The 23,855-nt window shown below is 73.1% G+C and carries 20 protein-coding genes and 1 pseudogene; 13 read left to right on the forward strand and 8 right to left on the reverse strand.

Features of this window, described 5'->3' with window-relative positions; all coding sequences use genetic code 11:
* The 11 genes from GFD30_RS23365 to GFD30_RS23415 form a co-directional block, all read left to right on the forward strand.
* Positions 1-1,177: glycosyltransferase family 4 protein (locus GFD30_RS23365; RefSeq protein ID WP_153027570.1), on the forward strand; the 1,177-nt coding region annotated here is incomplete at its 5' end.
* A gap of 13 nt (positions 1,178-1,190) precedes the next feature.
* Positions 1,191-2,399: a glycosyltransferase gene (locus tag GFD30_RS23370; protein ID WP_153027571.1), complete on the forward strand. Its 1,209-nt coding sequence runs from the start codon at positions 1,191-1,193 to the stop codon at positions 2,397-2,399.
* A complete protein-coding gene (locus GFD30_RS23375; RefSeq protein WP_153027572.1) occupies positions 2,396-2,932 on the forward strand; it encodes a hypothetical protein in 537 nt (178 codons plus the stop codon). Before GFD30_RS23370 ends, GFD30_RS23375 begins: the two co-directional genes overlap by 4 nt.
* Positions 2,925-4,262 carry a glycosyltransferase gene (locus GFD30_RS23380; RefSeq protein WP_322633545.1) on the forward strand — a complete coding sequence of 446 codons (1,338 nt, stop codon included), beginning with the start codon at positions 2,925-2,927 and terminating at the stop codon, positions 4,260-4,262. Before GFD30_RS23375 ends, GFD30_RS23380 begins: the two co-directional genes overlap by 8 nt.
* A complete protein-coding gene (locus GFD30_RS23385; RefSeq protein WP_153027573.1) occupies positions 4,259-4,882 on the forward strand; it encodes a hypothetical protein in 624 nt (207 codons plus the stop codon). The genes GFD30_RS23380 and GFD30_RS23385 overlap by 4 nt, the downstream gene beginning before the upstream one ends.
* A 426-nt stretch (positions 4,883-5,308) precedes the next feature.
* Positions 5,309-6,889, forward strand: coding sequence for a glycosyltransferase family 4 protein (locus GFD30_RS23390; RefSeq protein WP_194202088.1), 1,581 nt, complete (start codon positions 5,309-5,311; stop codon positions 6,887-6,889).
* Positions 6,890-7,024: 135 nt separating this feature from the next.
* The gene (locus GFD30_RS23395) at positions 7,025-7,945 is read left to right on the forward strand and encodes a proline dehydrogenase family protein (RefSeq protein ID WP_153027575.1); all 921 of its coding nucleotides are present in this window, start codon (positions 7,025-7,027) and stop codon (positions 7,943-7,945) included.
* A gap of 133 nt (positions 7,946-8,078) precedes the next feature.
* Positions 8,079-9,827: a gluzincin family metallopeptidase gene (locus GFD30_RS23400; RefSeq protein WP_153027576.1), complete on the forward strand. Its 1,749-nt coding sequence runs from the start codon at positions 8,079-8,081 to the stop codon at positions 9,825-9,827.
* A gap of 204 nt (positions 9,828-10,031) precedes the next feature.
* Entirely contained in the window at positions 10,032-10,235 is a 204-nt protein-coding gene (locus tag GFD30_RS23405; protein WP_091031906.1) for a helix-turn-helix domain-containing protein, read from the forward strand.
* A gap of 144 nt (positions 10,236-10,379) precedes the next feature.
* The gene (locus GFD30_RS23410; protein WP_081687713.1) at positions 10,380-10,481 is read left to right on the forward strand and encodes a 30S ribosomal protein bS22; all 102 of its coding nucleotides are present in this window, start codon (positions 10,380-10,382) and stop codon (positions 10,479-10,481) included.
* A 44-nt stretch (positions 10,482-10,525) separates the two neighbouring features.
* Positions 10,526-10,840, forward strand: coding sequence for a DUF2516 family protein (locus tag GFD30_RS23415; protein ID WP_153027577.1), 315 nt, complete (start codon positions 10,526-10,528; stop codon positions 10,838-10,840).
* 75 nt (positions 10,841-10,915) lie between these two features.
* Here the strand turns inward: GFD30_RS23415 and htpX are convergent, their stop codons facing one another.
* From htpX to nuoK, 5 genes are all read right to left on the reverse strand, one after another.
* Positions 10,916-11,779, reverse strand: coding sequence for a zinc metalloprotease HtpX (htpX, locus tag GFD30_RS23420; RefSeq protein WP_153027578.1), 864 nt, complete (start codon positions 11,777-11,779; stop codon positions 10,916-10,918).
* Positions 11,780-11,853: 74 nt separating this feature from the next.
* Positions 11,854-13,296, reverse strand: coding sequence for a proton-conducting transporter transmembrane domain-containing protein (locus GFD30_RS23425; protein WP_153027579.1), 1,443 nt, complete (start codon positions 13,294-13,296; stop codon positions 11,854-11,856).
* The gene (locus tag GFD30_RS27295; protein ID WP_227996943.1) at positions 13,296-15,017 is read right to left on the reverse strand and encodes a complex I subunit 4 family protein; all 1,722 of its coding nucleotides are present in this window, start codon (positions 15,015-15,017) and stop codon (positions 13,296-13,298) included. The genes GFD30_RS23425 and GFD30_RS27295 overlap by 1 nt, the downstream gene beginning before the upstream one ends.
* A 94-nt stretch (positions 15,018-15,111) precedes the next feature.
* On the reverse strand, positions 15,112-16,908 hold the full coding sequence (locus tag GFD30_RS23435; RefSeq protein ID WP_322633546.1) for an NADH-quinone oxidoreductase subunit 5 family protein: 1,797 nt from the start codon (positions 16,906-16,908) through the stop codon (positions 15,112-15,114).
* A complete protein-coding gene (gene nuoK, locus GFD30_RS23440; protein WP_322633547.1) occupies positions 16,905-17,237 on the reverse strand; it encodes an NADH-quinone oxidoreductase subunit NuoK in 333 nt (110 codons plus the stop codon). Before nuoK ends, GFD30_RS23435 begins: the two co-directional genes overlap by 4 nt.
* 314 nt (positions 17,238-17,551) lie before the next feature.
* On the opposite strand from nuoK, the gene GFD30_RS23445 reads away from it, so the two are divergent.
* Positions 17,552-19,630: an acyltransferase family protein gene (locus GFD30_RS23445; protein WP_153027580.1), complete on the forward strand. Its 2,079-nt coding sequence runs from the start codon at positions 17,552-17,554 to the stop codon at positions 19,628-19,630.
* Here the strand turns inward: GFD30_RS23445 and GFD30_RS23450 are convergent, their stop codons facing one another.
* The gene (locus tag GFD30_RS23450; RefSeq protein ID WP_322633548.1) at positions 19,631-20,314 is read right to left on the reverse strand and encodes a TetR/AcrR family transcriptional regulator; all 684 of its coding nucleotides are present in this window, start codon (positions 20,312-20,314) and stop codon (positions 19,631-19,633) included.
* Between the two features lie 111 nt (positions 20,315-20,425).
* On the opposite strand from GFD30_RS23450, the gene GFD30_RS23455 reads away from it, so the two are divergent.
* A complete protein-coding gene (locus tag GFD30_RS23455; protein ID WP_153027582.1) occupies positions 20,426-21,139 on the forward strand; it encodes an NAD(P)-dependent oxidoreductase in 714 nt (237 codons plus the stop codon).
* 95 nt (positions 21,140-21,234) lie between these two features.
* Here the strand turns inward: GFD30_RS23455 and mqnP are convergent.
* Together mqnP and GFD30_RS23465 are read right to left on the reverse strand one after the other, a co-directional pair.
* Positions 21,235-22,116, reverse strand: a pseudogene (mqnP, locus tag GFD30_RS23460) (menaquinone biosynthesis prenyltransferase MqnP); the annotation flags it as partial.
* A 54-nt stretch (positions 22,117-22,170) separates the two neighbouring features.
* A complete protein-coding gene (locus GFD30_RS23465; RefSeq protein WP_153027583.1) occupies positions 22,171-23,640 on the reverse strand; it encodes a menaquinone biosynthesis decarboxylase in 1,470 nt (489 codons plus the stop codon).
* Positions 23,641-23,855 lie beyond the last annotated feature (215 nt).

Below are 23,855 nucleotides of genomic sequence, written 5' to 3' on the forward strand. Positions count from 1 at the left end.
CGACCTCGACACCGACCGCGCCCGCGGCCGCTCCGGGCTCGCGCTCGCGCCCCGCGAGGCCGCGTACCGGCTGTTCTGGGGCTGGACCGGCGTGCGCCGCCGGGCCACCCGCCGCCTCGAGGAGCGCCGCGCCGCCGCCGCGAGCGGCGTCGACCGGCTCGCCGCGTCCTTCTGGAAGGCGACCATGGGCGACCGCGCCTGGCGGCGCCTCGACCCGGCCCTGTGGGACCTGGAGCTGTCGTTCGGGCCCGTCGTCGACGAGCTGCGGCCGGACCTCATCCACGCCAACGACTTCCAGATGCTCGGCGTCGGCGCCCGCGCGAAGCTCCGCGCCGCCGCGGCCGGCCGCGACGTGAAGCTCGTGTGGGACGCCCACGAGTACCTGCCGGGCATGAAGTCGTGGAAGAACCACCCGTGGTGGAAGGACGCCCAGCTCCGCCACGAGCGCGAGTTCGCGCCGCACGCCGACGCGGTCGTCACCGTCTCCGAGACGCTCGCCGAGATGATGCGCGAGCGCCACCGGCTCCCCGAACTGCCCGAAGTGGTCATGAACGTCCCCGACACCGGCGGCGCCGTCGAACAGCCCCGGCCGGGCCTGCGCGAGCGCTGCGGCATCGGCCCGGGCACGCCGCTCATGGTCTACAGCGGCGCGCCGCTGGAGCAGCGCGGCCTGCACATCCTCGTCGAGGCGCTCCCGGCGCTCCCGGAGGTCCACGCCGCGCTCATCGTGTCCTACCCGCAGTGGCGGTACGTCAAGCGCACCCAGGAGCGGGCCGCGGCGCTCGGCGTCGCCGACCGCGTCCACGTCCTCTCGTACGTGCCCCACCGGCAGGTGGTGCCGTTCCTCGCCGAGGCCGACCTCGGCGTCATCCCCATCCACCACTGGGGCAACCACGAGATCTCCCTGATCACGAAGTTCTTCGAGTACTCCCACGCGCGCCTCCCCGTGGTCGTCTCGGACGTGAAGACCATGTCGGAGCTCGTGCGCCGCACCGGCCAGGGCGAGGTCTTCACCGCCGAGGACACCGCCGACTTCACCCGCGCCGTGACCCGCGTCCTCGAGGACCCCGAGACGTACCGCAAGGCGTACGCCGAGCGCGTCCCCCTCGACGAGTGGACCTGGGACGGCCAGGCGAAGCGGCTCACCGACCTCTACGGGCGCATCCTCGGCGCCTGAGAAAGGAACACCAGTGAACGCAGACCGGCACGTCGCGGTCGTCACGCCCTGGTACCCCGACCCCCAGGTGACCTACGCGGGCGCCTTCGTGCGGGCACAGGTCGAGGCCGTCGCGCACGGGTGCGCGGAGCTGGCGGTGTACCACCTCAAGAGCTGGCCGGTCGGCGCCGTCGGAGCGCCGCTGGACGCGGACCCCGCGGTCGTCGACCTCCACGCGCGGCTGCTGGCCCGCTCGGACGCGCCGCTCGCGACCGCCGGCGGCGCCGTCCTCCACCGCGTCCCGGCCCTCACCCCGCGCGACACCCGGTGGATCACCCACTCCGACGCGTCGGCCCGCTGGCTGCGGGCCTTCCTCGGCGGCGCGCCGCTCAAGGCGCCGATCGTCCACGCGCACGTGCCCATCACCGGCGGCTGGGCCGCGCTCGAGAACGCCGCGCCCGGCGCCCGCGTCTACATGACCGAGCACGCCTCGTTCCTCGCCGAACTCCTCGAGCAGCCCGCCGCCCGCGCCCGCTACGACGAGATCCTCGAACGCGCCGACGGGTTCTTCGTCGTCGGCGAGCCCCTTTACGAGCGCATCGCCGCCGAGTTCCCGCACCACGCCGCGAAACTCGAGTACATCGCGAACCCGATCGACTTCGCGGCCCCCCGCGAGCGGCCCCCTGCGGCGCTGCGGCGGTGGCTCTCCGTCGCGGCCCTGAACGAGCGCAAGCGGATCGACTACCTGATCGAGGCGTTCCGGCGCTGCCGCGACCGCGACCCCGAGATCACCCTCACCCTCGCCGGCGACGGACGGCTCCGGGCCGACCTCGAGGCGCTCACCGCCCGGCTCGGCGTCACCGGCGCCGTCGAATTCCTCGGCTCGGTCGACCCCGGCCAGGTCGCCGGCCTCATGGCCTCCCACGACCTGTTCGTCCACACCAGCCGCCACGAGACCTTCGGCGTCGTCGTCGTCGAGGCGCTCGCCGCCGGCACCCCGGTCCTGGTGACCCGCTCCGGCGGCTCCGACCAGGTCCTGCACGGCATCGAGACCGAGGCCGGGCGGCTGTTCGACGTCGACCCCGACCCGGACGTCCTCGTCGACGCCTACCTGGAGCTGCGCGAGCGGCACCCCGCGGGCACCGACGTGGCCGCCGCGCGCGAGCACCTGCGCGCCAAGTACTCCTACGAGGCCGTCGCCCAGCGCCACTTCGCGGTCTGGGACCGGGAGGGGGACCGGTGACCGTCGTGTTCGTCGCTCCCAAGAGCGTGTGGCGCCAGGCGCTCGCCACCGAGACGCGCGCCGCGCTCGACGCCGGGCACCGCGTTCGCCTCCTCGCCGAAGAGGGACCCAGCTGGGACGAGACGCCGCTCGACGAGCGCGTCGAAGTCCAGTGGAGCGGCGCCACCGCGGTCGTCGCCCCCGAGCCGGCCCTCGTCGCGGTCGTGCTGAACCGCATCCCGCTGGGCGTCCTGCGCCGCGTCGGCCGCGGCCCGCTGCGCCGCCCCGCGGACGCCGCCGCGGCCTGGTGGCGGCGCACCGTCCTCGGCCCCTCGACGCGCCGCCGCAAGGCCCGGACGCGGGCGCTGCGCGACGCGCACCGCCGCGCGTTCCTGGCGGCCGCACTCGCCGACGGCGACTTCGACTGGATCGTCCTCCACGAGCCCCAGGCGGTCGAGCTCGGCGTCGACTGGCTCCCCGCGCTCCTGGACGCCCGCCCCGGCCTCGTGACCACCTTCTCCTTCGAACCCCGCACGGAGGACGCCGGTGCCTGACCGCCCCCGCCTGCTCTACCTGGCGTACTACTTCCCTCCCTCGCGCGCCAGCGGCGTCTACCGCGCCCGCGCCACCGCGAACTACTTCGCCGAGGCCGGCTGGGACGTGACCGTCCTGCGCGCCCCGGACCGGTTCTTCACCGACGTCGTCGGCTCGCTCGACGAGAGCCTCGTCGCCACGGTCGACCCGCGCATCGCCACGGTCCAGCCTCACCTGGACTTCTTCCCCTGGGAGCAGGACGTGCGGCGCTTCGGGGCCTTCCGCGGGAACTTCCCGTTCCTCGCCAAGCGCGTCCACGCCTGGAAGCAGCGGTTCAAGTTCCCCGACGTCTACAACTCCTGGGGCGACTCGGCGGTCGAGGAGGGGCTGCGGCTCCACCGGGAGCGCCCGTTCGACCTGGTGCTGGCCACGGGCAACCCGTTCTCGGCGTTCGCGGCGGCGTACCGGCTCGGCAGGCGCACCGGGCGGCCGTACATCGTGGACTACCGCGACTCGTGGACGCTCGACCTGTTCACGAACGAGGACGCGTTCCCGCCGGGCCACCGCGCCTGGCGCTGGGAGCGCCGCATCCTCGAGCACGCCGCCGGGGCGCTGTTCGTCAACGAGGCGCTCAGGACCTGGCACGCCGACCGGTACCCGAAGGCCGCCGACCGGATGCACGTCGTCCTCAACGGCTGGGATCCCGACGTCCTCGACTCCGACGTCCTCGACACCGGCGGTCCCGCCCCGGGCGCGGACCGGCCGCTCGCCTACGCGTACGTCGGCACCATCACGAAGGTCCAGCCGGTCAAGCCCCTGTTCGACGGGTTCGCCCGCATGGCCGCGGACGGCCGCCGCCCCGGGGCCCGCCTCGACCTGTACGGCCACCTCGGGTTCTTCGCGGGCAGCCAGGCGGTGCTGCGCACCGAGTTCGGGCTGGACGACGGCGTGCCGGACGGCATCGCCTACCGCGGCCCGGTCGCCAAGGCCGACATCGGCCGCGCCTACGCCGAGAGCGACGTCCTCGTGTTCCTCGCGGGCGGCTCGAAGTACGTGACCTCCGGGAAGGTGTTCGAGTACATGGCGACGGGCAAGCCGATCGTCTCGGTCCACGAGCCCGGCTGCGCCGCCGAGGAGCTCCTCGCCGGCTACCCGCTCTGGTTCGCGCCCGGCAGCCTCGACCCCGTCGACATCGCCCGGGCGATGGCCGAGGCCGGGGACGCGGCCCGCAGGGCGGACCCCGCGATCGCCGCGAAGGCCCGCGAGTACGCCGCCTCGTTCACCCGCTACCGGGCGCTGGAGTCCTTCGAGGCGCGGTGCCGCGCGATCGTGGAAGGGGGCCGGCGGTGACCGCGACCGAGACCGCGCCGCGCGTGGTGCTGCTGCTGTTCAGGAACGGCGCGGTCAAGCGCGCCAACCGGTACGCCGCGTACGCGTGCGAGCGCGGCGTCCGCGTGGAGGCCGTCGTCGCCGACGGCCAGCGCTGGGGGCGCGCGCTCGAACTCCACCCGTCGATCCGGGTGCACTCGCTCGCGGCGGCCGAGAACCGGATGCCGCTGGTCTGGCTGTACGAGACGCTTCTGGAGCGTCTGCCCGGCGGGCTCCTGCGCCGGCTCGACGGCCGCGTCCCGGGAGCCGGCGCCGCGGCCCGCGTGCACCGCAGGGGCGCTTCCTGGCTGCGCCGCAACCTCTTCTGGCGCGTGTACGGCCCGGTCCGGCACCAGGCGCTGCGCCGGCCGGCGGTGCGCCGGCTCGGCCGGCTCGACCTCGAGCACGCCGACCTGGTCGTGTGCGCCGACGAGTCGACGGTCCCGCTGGGCTGGTCGATCGCCAAGCGCTACCCGCACCTGGCGGTCACGAAGGCGGCCGACCCGCAGGTCTTCGCGGACCGCCCGGTGACGACCCCCCTCGGCGAATGGGACCCGACCGACCCCGACCGGCCGAAGCGCGACCCGTACCTCCCGCTCTGACCCCGCTGCTCGTGGTCGGGGCCCATGCTCCGGCCCTCGCCGTGGGCGCCGCGGGGCGCCGGCTCCGACCCCGCCGCCGGCGTCCCGGACCGCCCGCCTCGGTTGCGCCCAGCCCGTGAGCGCCCGATCCGACCGCCGCCGAATCCCGGGGCGCTCCGATCGCCCGCGGGCGTTCGGACCGCCCGCCCGGTACCGCCCAGCCCGGCCGCCAGGCCTGTTACCGCTCGATCCGGCCCGGCCGCGGGCGTTCCCGCGCGGCCCGATCCGACCGCCGCCGGTCCCCATGTCGCCGGTTCCGGCACCGCCGCCAGTGTCCCTGAGCGATTCGGCCGTGCGAGGCGGCACCGCCGTGCTGCGGTACTGTCGATCCCTTGGAGTTGCCCTCCCGGCCGCCGCGGCCGGGACCCGGGACGGAGGAGAAAGCCCATGGCCGACGCCGAGCGTCGCACCAGAGTGGTCATGCTCGTCGACACCACGATCGACGGCGACTCACGGGTGCAGAAGGCCGCCGTGTCGATGGCCGAGGCCGGCTGGGACGTCCACCTGATCGGCCGCACCGACGCCCGCAAGGGCGACCGGTACGACCTCGGCGGCGCCACCGTGTACCGGCGCACGCTCAAGCCGATGCCGCCCCGCCGGAACCTCCGCCAGTCGCTCGCGCTGCTGCGCTTCCCGCTCGCGTACCCGAACAACGTCCTCGCCGAACGCCACTGGGAGCGCCGCCGCATCGACCGCAGCGAGGTCGCGCAGCGCCGGTTCGCCGCGCAGCGCGGCGTCCCCGGCGGCCGGGTCGCCCCGCGGCCGCTGCACCGGTTCGCGGTCCGCCTGCGTTCCAAGTGGCTCCGGATCCGCCTGGACCAGACCCGCGCCTACGTCGACTGGCAGGCGCCGAAGGACGACGGCGCCATCGAGCGGTTCGAGACGGCGTTCTGGTGCCGGCTCCTCGGCGACCGGGCCTGGCGGCGGCTGGAACCGCTGCCGCTGCAGTACGAGCTGAGCTACGCCTCGCTGATCGACCGGCTGAAGCCGGACCTGATCCACGCCCATGACTACCGGATGATCGGCGTCGCGGCCCGCGCGGTCGCCCGCGCCGCGGTCAAGGGCCGCACGGTGCGGCTCCTGTACGACGCCCACGAGTTCCTCCCCGGAGTCCAGGCGCCGAACCCGAGGTGCCAGGCCGCCCGGCCGCGGTATGAGCGCGAGTACCTGCCGTTCGCAGACGCGGTCGTGACGGTCTCGCCGCGGATCGCGGAGCTGCTCGAGTCGACCCACGGCCTCGACGAGCGCCCGGCCGTCGTCCTGAACGCGCCGCCGCGGCCCGACCCGGGCCTGCCGGCGCCCGAGAGCGGCGACGTGCGCGCCGCCTGCGGACTCGCTCCCGGGACGCCGTTGGCGGTCTACTGCGGCGGGGCCTCGCCGGCCCGCAGCCTGGAGACGATCGTCGACGCGCTCGAGTTCGCGCCGGACCTGCACGCCGCGTTCGTCGTGCACACCGTCACCGGCCCGTACGTCGACGGCCTGCGCGAGCGCGCGGCCGCGATCGGCGCCGCGGACCGGGTCCACTTCATGGGCTATGTGGACTTCCGGGTGCTGCCGCAGTTCCTGTCGACCGCTGACGCGGGCGTCCACCCGCTGCGGTCGGGCCCGGTGAACCACGAACTCGCCCTGCCCACGAAGCTCTTCGAGTTCATGCACGGCGGGCTGCCGGTCGCGGTCACCGACGTCGAGGTCATGTCCGCGCTGGTTCGGAATCTCGGCGTCGGCGAGGTGTTCCGCTCCGAGGACCCCCGCGACCTCGCCCGGGCCCTGAAGGCCATCGTCGCCGACCGGGCCCGGTACACGAAGCCGTACGCCGAGCCGGGATTCCTCGACGAGTTCACGTGGGAGACCCAGGCGCGCCGCTACGACGAGCTGTACCGGCGCCTCCTCGGGCTGCCCGAGTCCGCGCCGCACGTGCCCGCCCCGCGGGCGGGCCGGACCGGCCAGGAGCAGCTCCAGGAGCAGTGAGAACCGAGGCCGGACCGCTGGTTCACCTTGGAAGAGGAGCGTTCCTTGGCATCCGAGTCTTGGTTTCCAATGTTGCGGCGCACGTGTTATGCCACCGTGACCTGATCCCGCATGACGGGAGGCTACGCTGCACTCATGCTGCGTTCTGTCATCCTCGCCGCTGCCAGGTCATCGAAGATCGAGCGCCTCGTCGGCACCGCGCCCGTCTCCCGGACGCTCGTGCGCCGCTACGTCGCGGGCGAGACCACCGCGCACGCGGTGGCCGCGACCCGTGCGCTGGCCGCCGACGGGCTGCTCGCGACCCTCGACTACCTCGGCGAGGACACCGTCGTCGTGGAGCAGGCCGACGCCGTCCGCGACGAGTACCTCGGCCTGCTCGCCGCCCTGAAGGGCGAGGGGCTGTCCAAGGCCGCCGAGGTCAGCGTCAAGCTCTCCGCCCTCGGGCAGCGCATCGACGCCGAGCTCGCCTACGACCGGGCCCGCGAGATCTGCGAGGCCGCCGCCGACGCCGGGACCACCGTCACGGTCGACATGGAGGACCACACGGTCACCGACTCCACTCTGGAGATCGTGCAGCGCCTGCGCGGCGACTTCGAGCAGACCGGCGCGGTGCTCCAGGCGTACCTGCGCCGCACCGAGGACGACTGCAAGGCCCACGCCGTCGCCGGCTCCCGGATCCGGCTCTGCAAGGGCGCCTACAAGGAGCCCGAGTCCGTCGCCTACCAGCGCGGCCTCGACGTCGACCGCTCCTACGTGCGCTGCATCAACGCGCTCATGGCCGGCGAGGGGTACCCGATGCTCGCCACCCACGACCCGCGGCTGATCGAGATCGGCATCGACCGGGCCCGCTGGTACGACCGCGACAAGGACTCGTTCGAGTTCCAGATGCTCTACGGCATCCGCACCTCCGAGCAGCTCCGCCTCGCCGCCGAGGGGTACCGGATGCGCGTCTACGTGCCCTACGGCGACCAGTGGTACGGCTACCTCATGCGGCGGATGGCCGAGCGCCCCGCGAACCTCGCCGTGTTCGTCCGGTCACTGTGGACCAAGTCTTAGAGGATTCCGATGCGGCCGGGCGTGACCTTCACCGCCCCGGCCGCGTTCACCTGCACCGCGATCGACGGACGCGCAGCGCAAGGGCCGCATTCGCGGCTCGCGCGATGAGCGAGCGGCGACTACAGTTGCGAACGTGACTCAAGCCCCCGAGGACTTCCCCCCGGCATCTCCCGAGCAGCCCGCCGCCGAGGCCGCGGAGGGCAGCCCGCCCGGTCCCGCGCCGCTCGTGCCCGGGCAGCGCAGCGGCGCTCCCGACGCGCACCGCTCGGTCGCCCCCGGGCCGGTCCTGCCGCAGGCCGAAGGGGCCGAGACCGCCCTCCCGCAGGCCGCGCCGATGCCGCCGATGATCGAGCCCACACAGCCGCCGTCGGCGCTCCCGGTCGACATGGCGCCCCCCGGCATGATGCCCCCGCCGCAGGCGCACGGGATGATCCCGCCGGGGGCCCCGCACCCCGGCGCGATGCCGCACGGGCCGATGCCGTCCGGCCCGATTCCGGTCAGCGCCATGCCGCCCTGGCCCGGCGGGCCCGCCGGCTACTACGCGCCCCGGCCCGAGCCCAGGCGCAACCGCCTGGTCACCGTCCTCGTCGTCGTCGCCCTCGTCGCCTCCTCGGTCTTCGCCGGCGCACTCGTCAACGGCTGGCGGCCCGGCTTCGCGGAGAACCAGACCGGCACGATCGAGGGCCTCGCCGTCGAACCCGGAGAGGGCACCGTCCCCAGCCCGGGCCCCGACGCCTCCGCCTCGGAGATCCTCGCCTACCTGCGCGAGCAGGCCCAGCTCGTCCTCGACGCCCAGTCCGAGTCGCTGCTCAACGCCAGTCTCGAAGGCTGGCTCGCCGCGTACGACCCGACCCTGCACACCCAGATGACCGGCCGGTACGAGTCGCTCACCCAGATGCAGGTCTCCCGCTGGGACTACCAGATCGCCTCCGGCCCCATCGAGGACGCCTCGGGCGCGGTCCCGCTCTACGACATCTCGATCGCCCTGTCGTACTGCTTCGTCGAGCCCGCCGAGACGTGCAAGGCCGCCGACATCGTCTTCGACACGCGCTGGCGCGCCGACGACGCCGGCATCCGGATGATCGAGGTCGCCAACTCCGAGTACGGCGAGGGCCCGCACCCGTGGGAGGTCACCGACCTCGTGGCCGCGGTCGGCGAGCGCACCGTCACCGCCGTCCCGGCGTCCATGGCGGCCCGCCTCGACGAGGCCCTGGCGATCTCCGAGGCGGCCGCCGAGAACGCGGACCAGTGGGCCTACTGGGAGAAGCCCGACCGGTACGTCATCTACATCGCCAGCGACGAGGAGTTCGACACCTGGTTCGGCGGCATGTGGGACTCCGAGGACGTCCTCGGCTTCGCGCTGCCGCTGAACGGGACGATCGACGGCGAGCGCCAGCCGTCCACATACGCCACCGTCATGGGCGTCGACCGCACCGGCTGGGGCGACGGGCTCGTCTCCGTCATCCGCCACGAGCTCGGCCACGCCGTGACGCTGTGGGCCGCGCCGTCCGAGCGGTACGCCGACGACACGTGGTGGATGGTCGAGGGCATCGCCGAGTACATCGACCACGGCGACCGCGCGCTCGAGGACTACGACCGGATGTGGGACGTCCGCGACTACGTCGCCCAGGGCGGCTGCGAGTCCGACATCCTGCCGCCGGACGAGGACGACGACACGCTCGCCGGCTCCGGCAAGTACGGCTGCGGCTTCCTGGGCGTGCACTACATGATCGAGACCTACGGGGTGGACGCGTTCGCCGAGTTCTTCGGCATGACCGCGCGCGAGGGCACTCCGGCGGTCGACGCCGCCCAGACGGTGTACGGCAAGGACTACGCCGGGCTGATGGAGGAGATTACGGCATTCATTGCCCAGACGGTGTGAGATCGGGTGTTGCCGGGTGGCGCGGACTGCCGTAACATGAGCAACATCCCAATCGAAAGACATCAACGTCACGGTCCGTGACGACCGACTTGTTTCGGTTCATATGGGCATTCGCGTCCACCGCACCTCTAACACATCACACAACCCCACGTCCTTGCACAGGCACTAGTGCTCGCAACAGCCCTCGACAGAACGGTGAGACACATGAGCGAACCCGGGGACCTCCTCGACGAGGTCAAGTTCTTGACGGTGACGGAAGTGGCCGAGTTGATGCGCGTCTCGAAGATGACGGTGTACCGGCTCGTCCACAACGGTGAGATCGCGGCGGTGCGGGTGGGGCGCTCCTTCCGCGTTCCCGAGAGCGCCGTCAAGACGTACCTCTCCGAGGCCCTCCAGACGGACGAGTGAACCCGGCCGTCGACCCTGGCCCCGCCACGCGCGAGCTGTGACGGGGCCTTCGCTCGAACTCGCCCGGCGCGGGGGCTGCCGAGGAGACGAGCTAGGCTGGTCGGGCTCAAAGTATTGTCTAGTGAACACCTGTGAGGAAGCTCTATGGGCTCGGTCATCAAGAAGCGGCGCAAGCGCATGGCGAAGAAGAAGCACCGCAAGCTGCTCCGCAAGACCCGCGTTCAGCGTCGCAAGCTCGGCAAGTAACCGAGCCGACCGGCTTTTGAGCACCTGCGGGTAGGCTGGGCCACATGCCAGAGTTCGATGCCGTGTTCGCCTTCGAGGTCCGGGGCGTGATCTCGCAGATCATCGGATACGGAGCCGCGCTCCTGTCCCTGATCGCCGTCATCCATTGCGCGGTGCAGAAACCGGAGGCGTTCAACGCCGTCGGCACCCTCTCGAAGGGCACCTGGCTCGGGCTCCTCGTCGTGAGCCTCATCCTGGCGCTCCTGTTCGGCGGCTACGCCCGGCTCAACCTGTTCGCCCTCGTCGCCATCGCGGCAGCGCTGGTCTACCTCCTCGACGTCCGCACGGGCATCAAGGACATCGGCGGCAGCATCTACTGACACTCCAGGGCCGGAGCGACATCTGACTTGCGACAAGCCGCGCCAGCATCGCTGGCGCGGCTTTCGGTGCGCCTCTTAGCGGACGACGCCGCGGGCCATCTCGCGCAGGCGCCGGACGCGCTGCTCGGTCGGCGGGTGGGTCGAGAACAGGCTCGCCAGGCCGCCGCCGCGCAGCGGCGACTCGATCATCAGGTGCGACTGCTCGGCGATCCGGCTGTCGGCGCGGGCGGGCATCCGGTCGACGCCCTTGGAGATCTTCTCGAGCGCGCTCGCGAGCGCGAGCGGGTCGCCGGTGAGGCGGGCGCCGTCGGCGTCGGCCTCGTACTCGCGCGAGCGCGAGACGGCCATCTGGATCATCCCGGCCGCGATCGGCCCGAGGATCATCGTCAGCAGCAGCACGAGCGGGTTCGGCCGGTCCTCGTCCTCGGAGGCGAAGAACGGCAGGAAGAACGCGAGGTTCGCGAGCATCGTGATGATGCTGGCGAGCGCGCCGGCGACGGAGGAGATGAGGATGTCGCGGTTGTAGACGTGCGACAGCTCGTGCCCGATCACGGCCCGCAGCTCGGCGGGCGTGAGCAGGTGGAGGATCCCCTCGGTGACGGCGACCGCCGCGTTCCGCGGGTTGCGGCCGGTCGCGAACGCGTTGGGCTGCATGGTCGGCGATACGTAGAGCCGCGGCATCGGCTGGCCGGCGCGCTGCGAGAGCTCGCGGACCATCGCGTAGAGCTGCGGGGCCTGCGCCTCGCCGACGGGACGGGCCCGCATCGCGCGCAGCGCGATCTTGTCGGAGTTGAAGTAGGCGTACGCGTTCATGCCGACGGCGATCACCGCGGCGATGACGACGCCGGTGGAGCCGCCGAGGACGTAGCCGACGGCGATCACGATCGCCGACATCGCGCCGAGCAGCACCGCCGTTTTGAGGCCGTTGTGGTGCTTCATGATGGTTGGGTTTCCCTCCTTGTGGGAAAAGCAACATCTCGATTACGGCCAGTATTTCCCGCGAGTCTGTGGATTTACCGGGAAAGCTCCGTGAAGTCCAGCACGACCTGCGGCGCGAGCGACACCGCGGCGACGGCGAGCCCGGCCAGGGCGACGGCAACCGCGTACCGGCGGGGCGCCGGGCCGGCGCGGCCGATCAGGAGGGCCCGCGCGAGCGGCAGGTAGTACGCGAGCCCGACGACGGCCCCGGCCGCGACCACGACGGCCAGCCAGACGGCCGAGGACGCGAGCACCTCGAGGACCGCGACCTTCGCGAAGGTCCCGGCGAGCGCGGGCGGCAGCCCGGCGAGCCCGACGACCGAGAAGAGCAGCACGGCGGCGGGCAGCGGCGCGGCCTTCCACAGCCCGGCCAGTTCGGCGATCCGCCCGCCGGGACCGTGCCCGCCGGCACGGTCCGCCGGCGTGCCCTCGGCGAGGACGCTCCCGGCGGCGGGGCGGACGGCGGTGAGCGCCGCGAAGGCCCCGGCCTCCAGGAGCACGAAGAACACCGCGTACGCGAAGGCCGCCGAGGCGGCGGGCCCGGCCTGCTCGCGTCCGGCGGCGGTCATGATGACGGCCAGCGGGGCGAGCGCGTACCCGGCGTGGGCGACGCCGGACCAGGCGAGCAGCGGGACCGTGCGGCGCTGGACGAGCGCGCCAAGGTTCCCGACCGCGATCGACGCGACGCTGAGGACGGCGATCACGAGTCCCGCGCTCGCGACGTCCGACAGTCCGAAGAAGACGACCCAGGTGACGGCGACGGCGCCGCCGAGCTTCGAGGCGCTGGCGAGGTAGGTCGCGACGGGCAGCGGGGCCCGCTCGAGCACGAGCGGCGCCCACGCGTGCAGCGGTGCGGCAGCGAGTTTGAACGCGAGCCCGGACAGGAGCAGGGCGGCGCCGGCGGCAGTGAGGCCCGGGTGGGCGCCGCCGAGGCCGGGTCCGAGGCCCGCGAGGTGCACCGTGCCGCTCGCGGCGTAGAGGAGCGCGGCGCCCATGAGGGCGGTCGCGGAGGAGGTCACGGAGGCGATCAGGAAGGTCGTCCCGGCTTCGGCGCCGTCGCGGCCGGGCCGGGCCACGAGGACGTACAGCGGCAGGGTGAGCGTCTCGACGGCGACGAGGAGCGTGATGAGGTCCCGCGCCCCGGCGAGGGCGATGCCGCCCGCGGCGGACGCGGTGAGGAGGAACCAGTACTCGCCGGTCTGGCGTCCGCTCAGGGCGGCGACGAGGACCGCGAGTCCCGCGAACAGCGCGGCGGCGCCCATGGCCGCGTCGTCGGCGACGTAGGAGTGCCAGTCGCCGACGGCGAACGTGGCCCGGTCGGGTCCGAGGCCGACCGCGACCGCGGCGACCGCGGCGGCGGCGAGGCCTGCCATGGCGGCGGCCTTCGCGAGCCGGCCCGCGAAGAGCGCGAGGACCGCGGCGGCGGACGCGAGGTAGAGCGGCAGCATCGCCGCGTGGTCGATCGCCTGGACCCGCATTAGAGGATCCCCTCCGCAAGCAGGGTCAGGAGCGGGCCGGGGACGAGCCCGAGGAGGAGCGTCCCGGCGACGAGCGGGGCCCAGACGGCGGCTTCGGCGGCGGAGACGTCGCCGATGCCGATCGCGGCGGGCGCGACCGGCCCGTGGCTGACGCGCCTGAGCATGCGCAGCAGGTAGGCGGCGGCGAGGAACGCCCCGAAGGCCGCGGCCGCGGCGAGCGCGAGCCAGGCGCCGCCGCGTTCGGCCGCCGCGTACACGGTGAACGCCTCGCCCCAGAACCCGGCCAGGCCCGGCAGCCCGAGGGAGGCGAGTGCGGCGAAGCCGAGGAGCCCGGCGAGGGCCGGAGCGGCCAGGCGCAGGCCGCCGAGCGCGCCGAGGCTGCCGGTGTGGGTGCGGGCCTTGAGGGCGCCGGCGAGGAAGAACAGGAGGGGCGTGACGAGGCCGTGCGCGAGGTTCCCGAACAGGGCGGCGCGGACGCCGGCCTCGGTGCCGGCGGCGAACGCGAGGACCACGAAGCCCATGTGGCCCACCGAGGAGTAGGCGATGAGCCGTTTGATCTCGGGGAGCCGCAGGCAGACCAGGCCGGCGACGACGATGCCGGTCGCGGCGAGGACGGCGAGGACCGGGGCGGCGTCGGCGGCGCCGTCGGGGGCGAGGCCGCCGGCGACCCTGATGAGGCCGTACGTGCCGAGTTTGAGGAGCACGCCCGCGAGGAGCACCGAGCCGACCGTGGGCGCGGCGGTGTGCGCGTCCGGGAGCCAGGAGTGCAGGGGCCACAGGGGCGCTTTGACCGCGAATCCGATTGCGAGGAGCGCGAACACGAGGAGCGAGACGTCGTTGCCGACGCCGCCGAGGAGGATGATCGCGCCGAGGTCGGCGGTGCCGGTGTCGGCGACGGCGACGAACAGGCCGGTCGCCATGAGCAGCGACCCGGCGACGGTGAACAGCGCGAACTTCGCGGCGGCCCGCCGCCGCGCGGCGGGGTCGCCGTAGCGGTGGATGATCGCCCACATCGGCAGCAGGACCGCCTCGAACGCGATGAAGAACAGCACGAGGTTGTCGGCGAGGAACACGAGCGTCGACGCGGCTTGGACGGCGAGGAGCAGCGCGGTGAGGACCGGCGACCGCCACTCGGGCGATTCGCGGCCGTCTCCGGCGGCGCCGGCGGGCACGCCGTGGACCTGCGCCGCCGCAGGTGAAGGGAATCCGGTCTCGACGCTGCCCGCGGGAACCCCAAGGGGATCCGAAGCAGCACTCCCGGCGGGCGCGCCGACGGCGCCGCCCGCGGCCGGGGAAGGGCCCCCGGTCGCGACCGTACCCGGGGCTCCCTGAAGGGGACCTGAAGCGGTCCGGTCGGCGCCGAGGAGGTCGGCGGCGCGCTGCTCGGCCCCGACGGCGTTGTGGATGCAGCACAGGACCCCCAGGAGCGCGGTCAGGAGTGCGAGGGTCCACGAGATGCCGTCGACCGCGAGCGAGAACTCCAGGTGCAGGGAAGGGGCCCAGGCGATCGAGAGCTGGTGCCACCAGCCGCCGGTGAGCTTCCCGTCCGCCGCGAGCCACGCGCCGCTGCCGCGTCCGACCGGGAGCAGCGCGATCGCCGCGAATGCGAGCCCCGCCGCGCCGGCGCCGACCCAGTGCGCATAGGGCCGGCGCCGCAGCCCCCACACCGCGAGCGCCCCCGCAGCGGGCAGTGCCGCGGCGAACACGAGCATCAACGCCATCGGGCCTCCCCGAGGACGGAAGCGCCTGCGAGCACGGTGGCCTCGGGGCCGGCGCCGCCCGTATGCGCGGCGGTCCCCGCAGAAGGCGGTTCGTTCAGCGCCACAGGCTCACTCCGATCGCGACCACGGCGAGGACCAGGGTCCCGGCCGCGCTCAGCCGCAGGTAGCGCACCAGGCCGCCCCGGTGAACGGCCGTCGTCTCCTCGGCCGCGACGACCGTGGCGCGGGCCGAGCCCTCGACGGCCGTCCGGTCGACCAGCCGCACGTCGAGCGCCGTGGCCGCCGCACTCGCCGCCGCAGCGGTCGCCACCGCGGCCTTGGCCGCCAAGCGCTCCGCGAACAGGCCCTCGGCGAACGCGCCGCGGGCGCGCCCGAGGATCCGCGCCGGGTCGCGGTCGGGGACCGCCTCGCCCGAGCGGCGGTCGCGCCACCACGAGTCGCCGACGACGGCGAACCCGCCGAGCGTCGCGAGCAGCAGCAGCGCCATCAGGTCCAGGTGCAGGGCCGGCACGTCGAACGGCCCCGAGTAGTACAGAGCGCCGACCGCCGCGGTCGCGATCGTCAACGCCCACAGGCTGAACGACTCCGCGAACGGCACCGCCGGCCGCTCCCGCGCGCCGGCGCCGCGCCAGAACAGCAGCAGCCACAGCCGCGCCGCGTACGCCGCCGTCAGGATGCTCGCGCCCACCCCGGCCCAGAACACGACGACACCGGCCGGCGTCCCCGCCTCGTACGCCGCGCTGAGCACGGCCTCCTTGGAGTAGAACCCGCCCAGCGGCGGCAGGCCCGCCATCGCGGCGAGCCCGATCGTCATCGCCCAGAACACGAGCCGCGAATCGCGCGGCCGCAGCCGCGTCGCCCGCAGCGACCCGTCCGTGCCCGCCAAGGCGATCACCACACCCGCCGTCAGGAACAGCAGCCCCTTGAACGCCGCGTGCGAGACCAGGTGGAACAGGGCCGCATCCCCGGCGGCGACCGCCACGGCCGCGAACATGAACCCGACCTGGCTCACCGTCGACCACGCGAGGACGCCCTTGACGTCGCGCGCCGCGAGCGCGCACAGGCCCGCGCCGGTCATCGTCACCGCCGCCACCACCGCGACGACCAGGAGCAGCCCGGCCGGCCAGACCGGCAGCAGCCGGGTGAGCACGTACGCCCCGGCCGCGACCATCGTGGCCGCGTGGATGAGCGCGCTCACCGGGGTCGGGCCGGCCATCGCCGGAGGCAGCCAGATCTGGAGCGGGAACTGCGCCGACTTCCCGATGCAGCCGAACAGGATCAGCAGCATCGACGCGGCTGCCGCGCCCTCGGGCACCTCCGCGAGGCCGCTGATGCGGAACGTCCCGGCGGCGGCGCCCAGCACCATGACGCCGAGGACGAAGGCGACGTCGCCGAACCGCGTCACCAGGAACGCCTTCGCCGCCGCGCCCGGCGCCTGCGGCAGCTTCGCGTAGTGGGCGATGAGGAGGTACGAGCAGGCGCCCATGACCTCCCATCCGATGAGGAGGAACACGAGGTCGTCGGCGGCGACCACCAGGAGCATCGCCGCGCAGAACAGGTTGACCTGGGCCGCGAACGGCGCATAGCGCGGGTCGTCGCGCAGGTACGCCGAGGAGTAGAGCTGCACCAGGAACGACACGGCCGCGGTCGCCACCGCCACCGCGCACGCCCCGGGGGAGAGGTCCAGGGCCGCCTCGACGCGGATCGACCCGAAGTCCGCGAGCGTGTACGCGGCCCGCGGGTTCGCGAAGGCGCACGCGACCGCGCACGCCAGTGCGGCGAGCGGTCCCGCATACGCGAGCGCGACCGCCGGTGCGCGGCGCCGCACCAGGAGCCCGGCGAGGCCGGCGGCGGCCGGGACCGCGATGAGGAGCCACGCGAAGGCGGTCACCGGCGCACCTCCGCGTCGTCGTCCGCCTCGGGCACGGGGTCCTCGGGCATGGCGTCGGTGTCGATCGAGGCGCGCTCGCGCCACAGGTTGAGGACGAGCGCGAGCCCGACGCCGACCTCGGCGGCCGCGATGACCACGATGAACAACGCGAAGCTCTGCCCGGTGTGCGAGCCGGCGACCAGGTCGGTGGTCACGAGGACGAGGTGGACGCCGCCGAGCATGAGCTCGGCCGCGGCGAGCTGGAGGACCGCGTTCCGCCGCGTGAGCACCCCGTAGAGGCCGATCGCGAAGAGCCCCGCGGCGATCAGGTACCCGATCAGCGGGTGCACTGGATCCTCCCCGGAGGGACGGGATCGGTCGATCGGGGCCACATGGCCCCATCTTGGACCACCGGACCTGCGAAAGTCCAGACTTGCGGCCGTGTCGATCCGCGGGAAACGGCGGCCCCGCCCCGGGCGTCGGCCCGCCGCGCCCCCCGGACCCCATGCGCCCCAAGACGAGTCCAGGGCCCCGGACCCCCGGCGCCAGTTCACCGGTGATTCACCGACCGGACACCTCCCGGGCCCTTTCCTGTCGGCGCCGGGTCGCGATGCCTCTCTACGCTGCCGGGATACCCCCGACGACCGTCCTCATAGATGAGACCATGGCCACGACCACCGCTCCCACCCCGGCCCGCACCCCCGCGCGGGCCGGCCACCGCGCCGTCCTCGACCGCGCCGTCCTCAATCCCGGGTTCCGGCCCGAGGTCGAGGGCCTGCGCGCCGTCGCGGTGCTCCTCGTCGCCGTCTACCACATCTGGTTCAACCGGGTCTCCGGCGGCGTCGACGTGTTCCTGTTCCTCACCGGGTTCTTCATCACCGGGTCCCTCACCCGGTCGGTCGAGCGCTCCGGCGGCGTCCGCGCCTCCCACTTCCTCTCCCGGCTCGCCCACCGGCTGCTGCCCGCAGCCGCGGTCGTCATGGCCGGGACGCTGGCGGCCTCGTACCTGTGGCTCCCGAAGTCGCGCTGGCCCGCGGTGTTCGAGGAGACCGTCGCCTCGCTGCTCTACTACGAGAACTGGGCGCTCGCCGGCAAGGCCGTCGACTACCTGGCCCGCGACGCCGGCCCGAGCCCGCTCCAGCACTTCTGGTCCCTGTCGATCCAGGGCCAGTTCTACCTCCTGTGGCTCGCCCTCGCCGCGTTCGCGGCGCTCCTGGCCCGCACCCGCGGAGTCCGGCTGCGCGAAGCGGTGTTCCTGCTGTGCGCCATGGTGTTCGCCGTGTCGCTGACGTACTCGGTGGTCACCACCGACACCCGGCAGGCGTGGGCGTACTTCGACACCGGGGCGCGGCTGTGGGAGCTCGCGCTCGGCGGCATGTTCGCGCTCGCCCTGCCCTACCTGCGGCTGCCCGTCGGGATCCGGGTGCCGCTGGGCTGGTTCGGGCTCGCGGCGCTCCTGTCGTGCGGCGCGCTCCTGGACGTCTCGACCCTGTTCCCCGGCGCGATCGCCCTGTGGCCGCTCGCGGCGGCGGCCTGCGTGATCCTCGCCGGGACCACCGGCCTGCCGTACGCCGCCGACCGGCTGCTCACCTGGAGGCCGGTGATGCGCCTGGGCGCGTGGTCGTACGCGCTGTACCTGTGGCACTGGCCGGTCCTCGTGGTCTACCTGCACCGCACCGGCCGCGACACCGCGACCCTTGCCGGCGGGGCCGCGGTCCTCGCCGCCGCGCTCGTGCTCGCCGCCGCCACGACCTGGCTCGTGGACGGCCGCGTCGCCGCGTTCGCGAAGCGCCGCCCCGGCCGCCGCTGGTCCCTGGCCGCCGCGGCGGCGTTCGCGGTGCCGCTGCTCGCGGTGACCCTCGCCGCCCAGCACGTCTACTTGCAGCGCAACGAGTCAGCGGCCGCGCACCTCGCCGAGCTGGCCGCCGACCGCGAGACCTATCCGGGCGCGGCCGTCCTCGCCGATCCCGCGCTCGCCGCCGGCCTGGAGGAGGCGCCGTTCATCCCGCCGCTCGAGAACGTCCAGGACATGCCGCTCATCTACGCCGACGGCTGCGACGCGGGCCTGAGCGGCAGCGAGGCGACCCCGTGCTTCTACGGGGACGAGGACGCCGCGCACACGGTCGCGATCGTCGGCGGCTCCCGCATCGGACACTGGTTCCCGGCGTTCCACGGGGCCGCCGAGCACGCGGGCTGGCGGCTCGTGTCGCTGACGAAGTCCGGCTGCCAGTTCTCGACCGAGGCGCCCCGCAACGACGACGCCGAGGAGGCCGCGTCCTGCGTGGAGTGGAACGAGCAGGTCGTCGACATCCTCGACGAGCTGCGCCCCGACCTGGTCGTCACGCTGTCCACACGTGCGTTCCTCGAAGGCGAGGGCACCTACCCGGGGTTCGCCGACCGCTGGCGCACCCTCGACGAGTGGGGCGTCCAGGTCCTCGCCCTGCGCGACCTGCCGCGCCTCGAGGAGCCGCTGCCGGAGTGCCTGGAGCGGCACGGGGTCGAGGAGTGCGCCACCCCGGTGAGCCTCACCCGCGCCGCCGAGGACCCCACAAGCGAGTACACCGACGTGCCGTCCAATGTGTCCTTCGGGGACCTGGTCGAGTACGTGTGCCCGGACGGCACCTGCCCGGCCGTGATCGGCAACATCCTCACCTTCCGGGACCACTCGCACCTGACGGCGACCTACGCCGCCACGCTCGCGCCGTACGTGGAGGACCTGGTCCGCGAGGTCACCGGCTGGTAGCTACCACTCCTCGCGCCGGCGCTCGAGGCCGTCGACGATGAGGCCGAGGCCGATCGCGAACTCCTCGCCGTAGTCGTACCCGGGTTTGAGGGCGTGCTCCACCGCGATCTCCGCCAGGTACGGGAACCGCTGCGCGAACTCCTCGGGGGGCGCCTGCTCCATCATCACCTCGACGACCGGTTCGAGGTCGTCGCCGCTGTCGAACGGCAGCGCGTGCTCCTGGACCGCGAACCCGTACACGTAGCTGTCGACCAGGGAGAACGCGTGCGCCGCGCCGGCCACGGTGAACCCGCCCCGGCGCAGGCAGCCCAGGACCGCATCGTGGTGGCGCAGGGTCGCCGGTCCGGCGTTCGCCCGCGAGTCCATGAGGCCGATCGCCCACGGGTGCCGCCGGAGCGCCTCCCGCATCGAGGCGGCGCGCCGGAGCATCCCGGTCCGCCAGTCCGCGCCCTCCTCTGGCAGCTCGATCTCGGCGAACACGAGGTCGACCATGCCGTCGAGGAGCTCGTCCTTGTTCTTGAAGTGGTGGTAGAGGGCCATGGCCCGCACGCCCAAGCGCTCGGCGAGCCTGCGCGTGCTCGGTACCTCCCCGCCCGCGGCGTCGGCCATCTCGACCGCGGCGCGGAGGACCTTCTCCCTGCTCAACGAGCCGCGGGCGGACGGGGTCGCGGTTGCATCGGTCACTCGGCTGCTCCTGTCCATCGCTGATCGGCAAGCCGTACTTTACACCGTACAGTTTTCCTGTACAGTGTAAAGGAGAACCCTCGGATGAGACCCTTCGAAAGGGGAGCAGTCATGGAATCCATCGAGCAGCACACCGGCAAGAAGATCTGCATCGTCGGCGCCTCCGGCAAGCTGGGGCGGTACATGGTGCAGCACGCGCTCGACCGCGGCTACGAGGTCGTCGGCGTCTGCCGCGAGCAGAGCGTCCACAAGCTCGACGACTTCGCCGGCCGCATCACCGTCCACGGCGGCGACACGAACGACCGCGCGGTGATCGAGCGCGCCGTCGAGGGCTGCGACGCGGTCCTCGCCGTCCTCGTCCCGTGGGGCGTGAACGACTACTCCTCGGGCACGGCCCGGGCCGTCATCGACTTCGCCGAGCCCGGTGCTCGCCTGGTCTTCTCCTGCGGCTGGCACATCACCCGCGACGGCCGGGACCGCTACTCCTGGAAGATCAAGGCGGCGGTCGCCTTCGCGAGGTTCCTGCGGTTCACCCGCCTGATCGACCTCGACGACCAGTACCGCGCCGCCGACCTGATCTTCGCCAGCGACACCCGCTGGACCCTCGTGCGCGGCAGCGACCTCGAAGAGGGCCCGAGCCAGGGCCTGCCGGTGTGGAGCCGCCACGTCGGCGACCCGGTCCTCGCGAGCAACATGACCCGCCGGACCGACTTCGCGCTCTTCATGGTCGAAGCCGCCGCCGACGACACCCTGGTCCATGAGGCCCCGGCCATCGTCGGCTGCCGAACCCCCTCGGCCTTGGCCCACAGGCGGCAAGCCGCCTGACGGGAGGCTCGACCGAGCGTCGTCTTCGAGGCCGATCGGATGGAATCGCGCGGCTTTCGCCGCGGGCCCGGCGGGTCGTCGCCGAATCCCCTGGATAAGCGGAGGAGCAGGTCCGCCAGGGCGAACGCGAACAGCGCGACCGCGACGAACCCGTTGGCGGTGAAGAAGGCCCGGTTGACCTTCGAGAGGTCGCCGGGCCGGACGATCGAGTGCTCGTAGACGAGCGCGACCGCGACCAGGGCCAGGCCGATCCAGTAGAGCAGGCCGAACCCGGTGAGCAGCCCGAACCAGGCGAACATCGCCAGCGCGACCACGTGGGTCGCCGAGGAGGCGTGGAGGGCGGCCTTCACGCCCCAGCGGGCCGGGGTGGAGTGGACGCCGATCCGGCGGTCGACCTCGACGTCCTGGCAGGCGTAGATGAGGTCGAACCCGCCGATCCACAGGCCCACGGCCGCGCCGAGGACGATCGCCGGGCCCGAGCCCGTGAACGTTCCGGTCGCGGCGAGCCAGGCGCCGACCGGGGCGACCATCTGGGCCAGGCCGAGGACTGCGTGCGGGTAGTCGGTGAAGCGCTTCGCGTACGGGTAGACGATGAGCGGCGCGACGGCCAGGGGGCTCAGGGCGAGGCAGAGCGGGTTGAGCAGGGCCGCGGAGGCCAGCAGGAGGACGAGGCTGACGGCGCAGCCGGCGTAGGCGGTCCGCAGTGAGACCGCTCCGGTCACGAGTTCGCGCTTGGCGGTGCGCGGGTTCTGGGCGTCGATCCGGCGGTCGATGATCCGGTTCGCGGCCATGGCGAGGGTCCGCGCCGACACCATGGCGACGGTGACGAGGGCGAGGTCCCACCAGCTGAAGGCGTCCTCGAGGGTCATCACGGTGAGCGTGGACAGGTACGCGAAGGGCAGCGCGAAGACCGAGTGCTCGAAGGCGACCAGCTTCAGGAAGTCCTTGACGTGGTTGGGGCGGGCCTCGACTGTCACAGCGCTGACTCCGGTTCGGGGCGGGGGGCGGACGGGGGCGGGAAGGCGCGGGGCTCAGCCAAGTCCGTACTCTCTCCAGCGTCGGTCCACTGTGGCCTTCACGGAGGCGCTCATGCGCATGGCCTCGGGCCAGCCGCGCGTGTAGCCCTCCTGGGGCCACTTGGCGGTCGCGTCGATGCCGGCCTTGCCGCCCCAGAACTGGTGGTAGGAGGCGTGGTCGAGGTGGTCGACCGGGCCCTCGGTGAGGAGGAGGTCGCGCGAGTAGTCCACGTTGCCGAGTGCGCGCCAGGCCACCTCGCGGTAGTCGTGCACGTCGCAGTCGGCGTCGACGACCACGATGAGCTTCGTCAGGCTCATCATCTGGAGGCCCCAGATCGCGCTCATCACCTTCTGCGCCTGCTTCGGGAACTTCTTGTCGATCGAGACGATCACGCAGTTGTGGAAGACGCCCTCGGCGGGCATGTCGTAGTCGACGATCTCGGGGATCATGATCTTGACCAGCGGCAGGAAGATCCGCTCGGTGGCCTTGCCGAGGCCGTGGTCCTCCTGGGGCGGGGCGGAGGTGATGATGGTGTGGTAGACCGGGTTCCGGCGCATGGTCATCGCCTGGACGCGCATCACCGGGAACGGCTCGACCGGGGTGTAGAACCCGGTGTGGTCGCCGAAGGGGCCCTCGGGGAGGCGCTCGCCGGGCTCGGCCCAGCCTTCGAGGACGATCTGCGAGTTGGCGGGGACCTGGAGCGGCACGGTCAGGCAGTCGACCATCTCGACCCGCTCGCCGCGCAGGAACCCCGCGAAGAGGTACTCGTCGATGTCCGGCGGCAGGGGTGCGGTGGCCGCGTAGGCCATGACGGGGTCGGGGCCGATCGCGATGGCGATCGGGAGGCGCTCGCCGCGGCGCTCGGCCTCGGCGTAGTGGCCGGTGGAGTTCTTGTGGATCTGCCAGTGGAGGCCGATCGAGCGCTCGTCGTGCTGCTGGAGCCGGTAGAGGCCGACGTTGCGCTTGCCGGTCTCGGGGTGCTTGGTGTGCGTGAGCCCGAAGTTGTGGAAGATCCCGCCGTCGCCGGGCCAGACCTGGAGGCCCGGGAGCAGGTTCAGGTCCACGTCGTCGCCGGTGAAGACCACTTCCTGGCATGGCGCCTTCTTGATCCGCTTGGGCGGCACCGATTTGAGCTGCATGAGCTTGCCGAGTCCGTCGCGGATGCCGGCCCAGCCGACCGGCAGCTCGGGCTTGGCCAGTTCGCCGATGCGCTGCCCGATCTCGTCGAGGTCGGCCACGCCGAGGGCCTTCGCCATGCGTCCTGTCGTCCCGAACAGGTTGATGGCGACCGGGATGTCGCTCCCGGCGGGCCGCTCGAACAGCAGCGCGGGCCCGCCTTCGCGGATCACCCGCTGCGTGATCTCGGAGATCTCCAGGTGCGGGTCGACCTCGGCCGAGATCCGCTTGAGGTCGCCGTCGGCTTCGAGGGCGGCCAGGAACGACTGCAGGTCGTCGTACGGGAACTTGGGTGCCACGAGGCCCATTCAACCACCCGGGGCCGGGCCCGCCCGGCGAGGCCGATGCGGAGCGTGATCGCGGACCTTCGCGCGCAGTTCACACGTCTGTCGTACCCCGGCGATACGCTTCCCGTGTGATCTACTTAACGAAACGGTACCGTATCGTTTCGGAATGCCGTAGAGTCGTCCGCAACACCACACCGCCCTGCGGAGCCCGTCAAAGGGCCCGAGCGAGCGGCACC

The sequence above is a fragment of the Glycomyces albidus genome, from assembly GCF_009451885.1.
Classification (GTDB): Bacteria; Actinomycetota; Actinomycetes; order Mycobacteriales; family Micromonosporaceae; genus Glycomyces; species Glycomyces albidus.

Coding starts and splice junctions, on each gene's coding strand:
- GFD30_RS23445 (WP_153027580.1), top strand. CDS start 17,552: ATGGCCACGACCACCGCTCCCACCCCGGCCCGCACCCCCGCGCGGGCC.
- GFD30_RS23395 (WP_153027575.1), top strand. CDS start 7,025: ATGCTGCGTTCTGTCATCCTCGCCGCTGCCAGGTCATCGAAGATCGAG.
- GFD30_RS23455 (WP_153027582.1), top strand. CDS start 20,426: ATGGAATCCATCGAGCAGCACACCGGCAAGAAGATCTGCATCGTCGGC.
- htpX (WP_153027578.1), bottom strand. CDS start 11,779: ATGAAGCACCACAACGGCCTCAAAACGGCGGTGCTGCTCGGCGCGATG.
- GFD30_RS23390 (WP_194202088.1), top strand. CDS start 5,309: ATGGCCGACGCCGAGCGTCGCACCAGAGTGGTCATGCTCGTCGACACC.
- GFD30_RS23425 (WP_153027579.1), bottom strand. CDS start 13,296: ATGCGGGTCCAGGCGATCGACCACGCGGCGATGCTGCCGCTCTACCTC.
- GFD30_RS23415 (WP_153027577.1), top strand. CDS start 10,526: ATGCCAGAGTTCGATGCCGTGTTCGCCTTCGAGGTCCGGGGCGTGATC.
- GFD30_RS27295 (WP_227996943.1), bottom strand. CDS start 15,017: ATGGCGTTGATGCTCGTGTTCGCCGCGGCACTGCCCGCTGCGGGGGCG.
- GFD30_RS23410 (WP_081687713.1), top strand. CDS start 10,380: ATGGGCTCGGTCATCAAGAAGCGGCGCAAGCGCATGGCGAAGAAGAAG.
- GFD30_RS23405 (WP_091031906.1), top strand. CDS start 10,032: ATGAGCGAACCCGGGGACCTCCTCGACGAGGTCAAGTTCTTGACGGTG.
- GFD30_RS23465 (WP_153027583.1), bottom strand. CDS start 23,640: ATGGGCCTCGTGGCACCCAAGTTCCCGTACGACGACCTGCAGTCGTTC.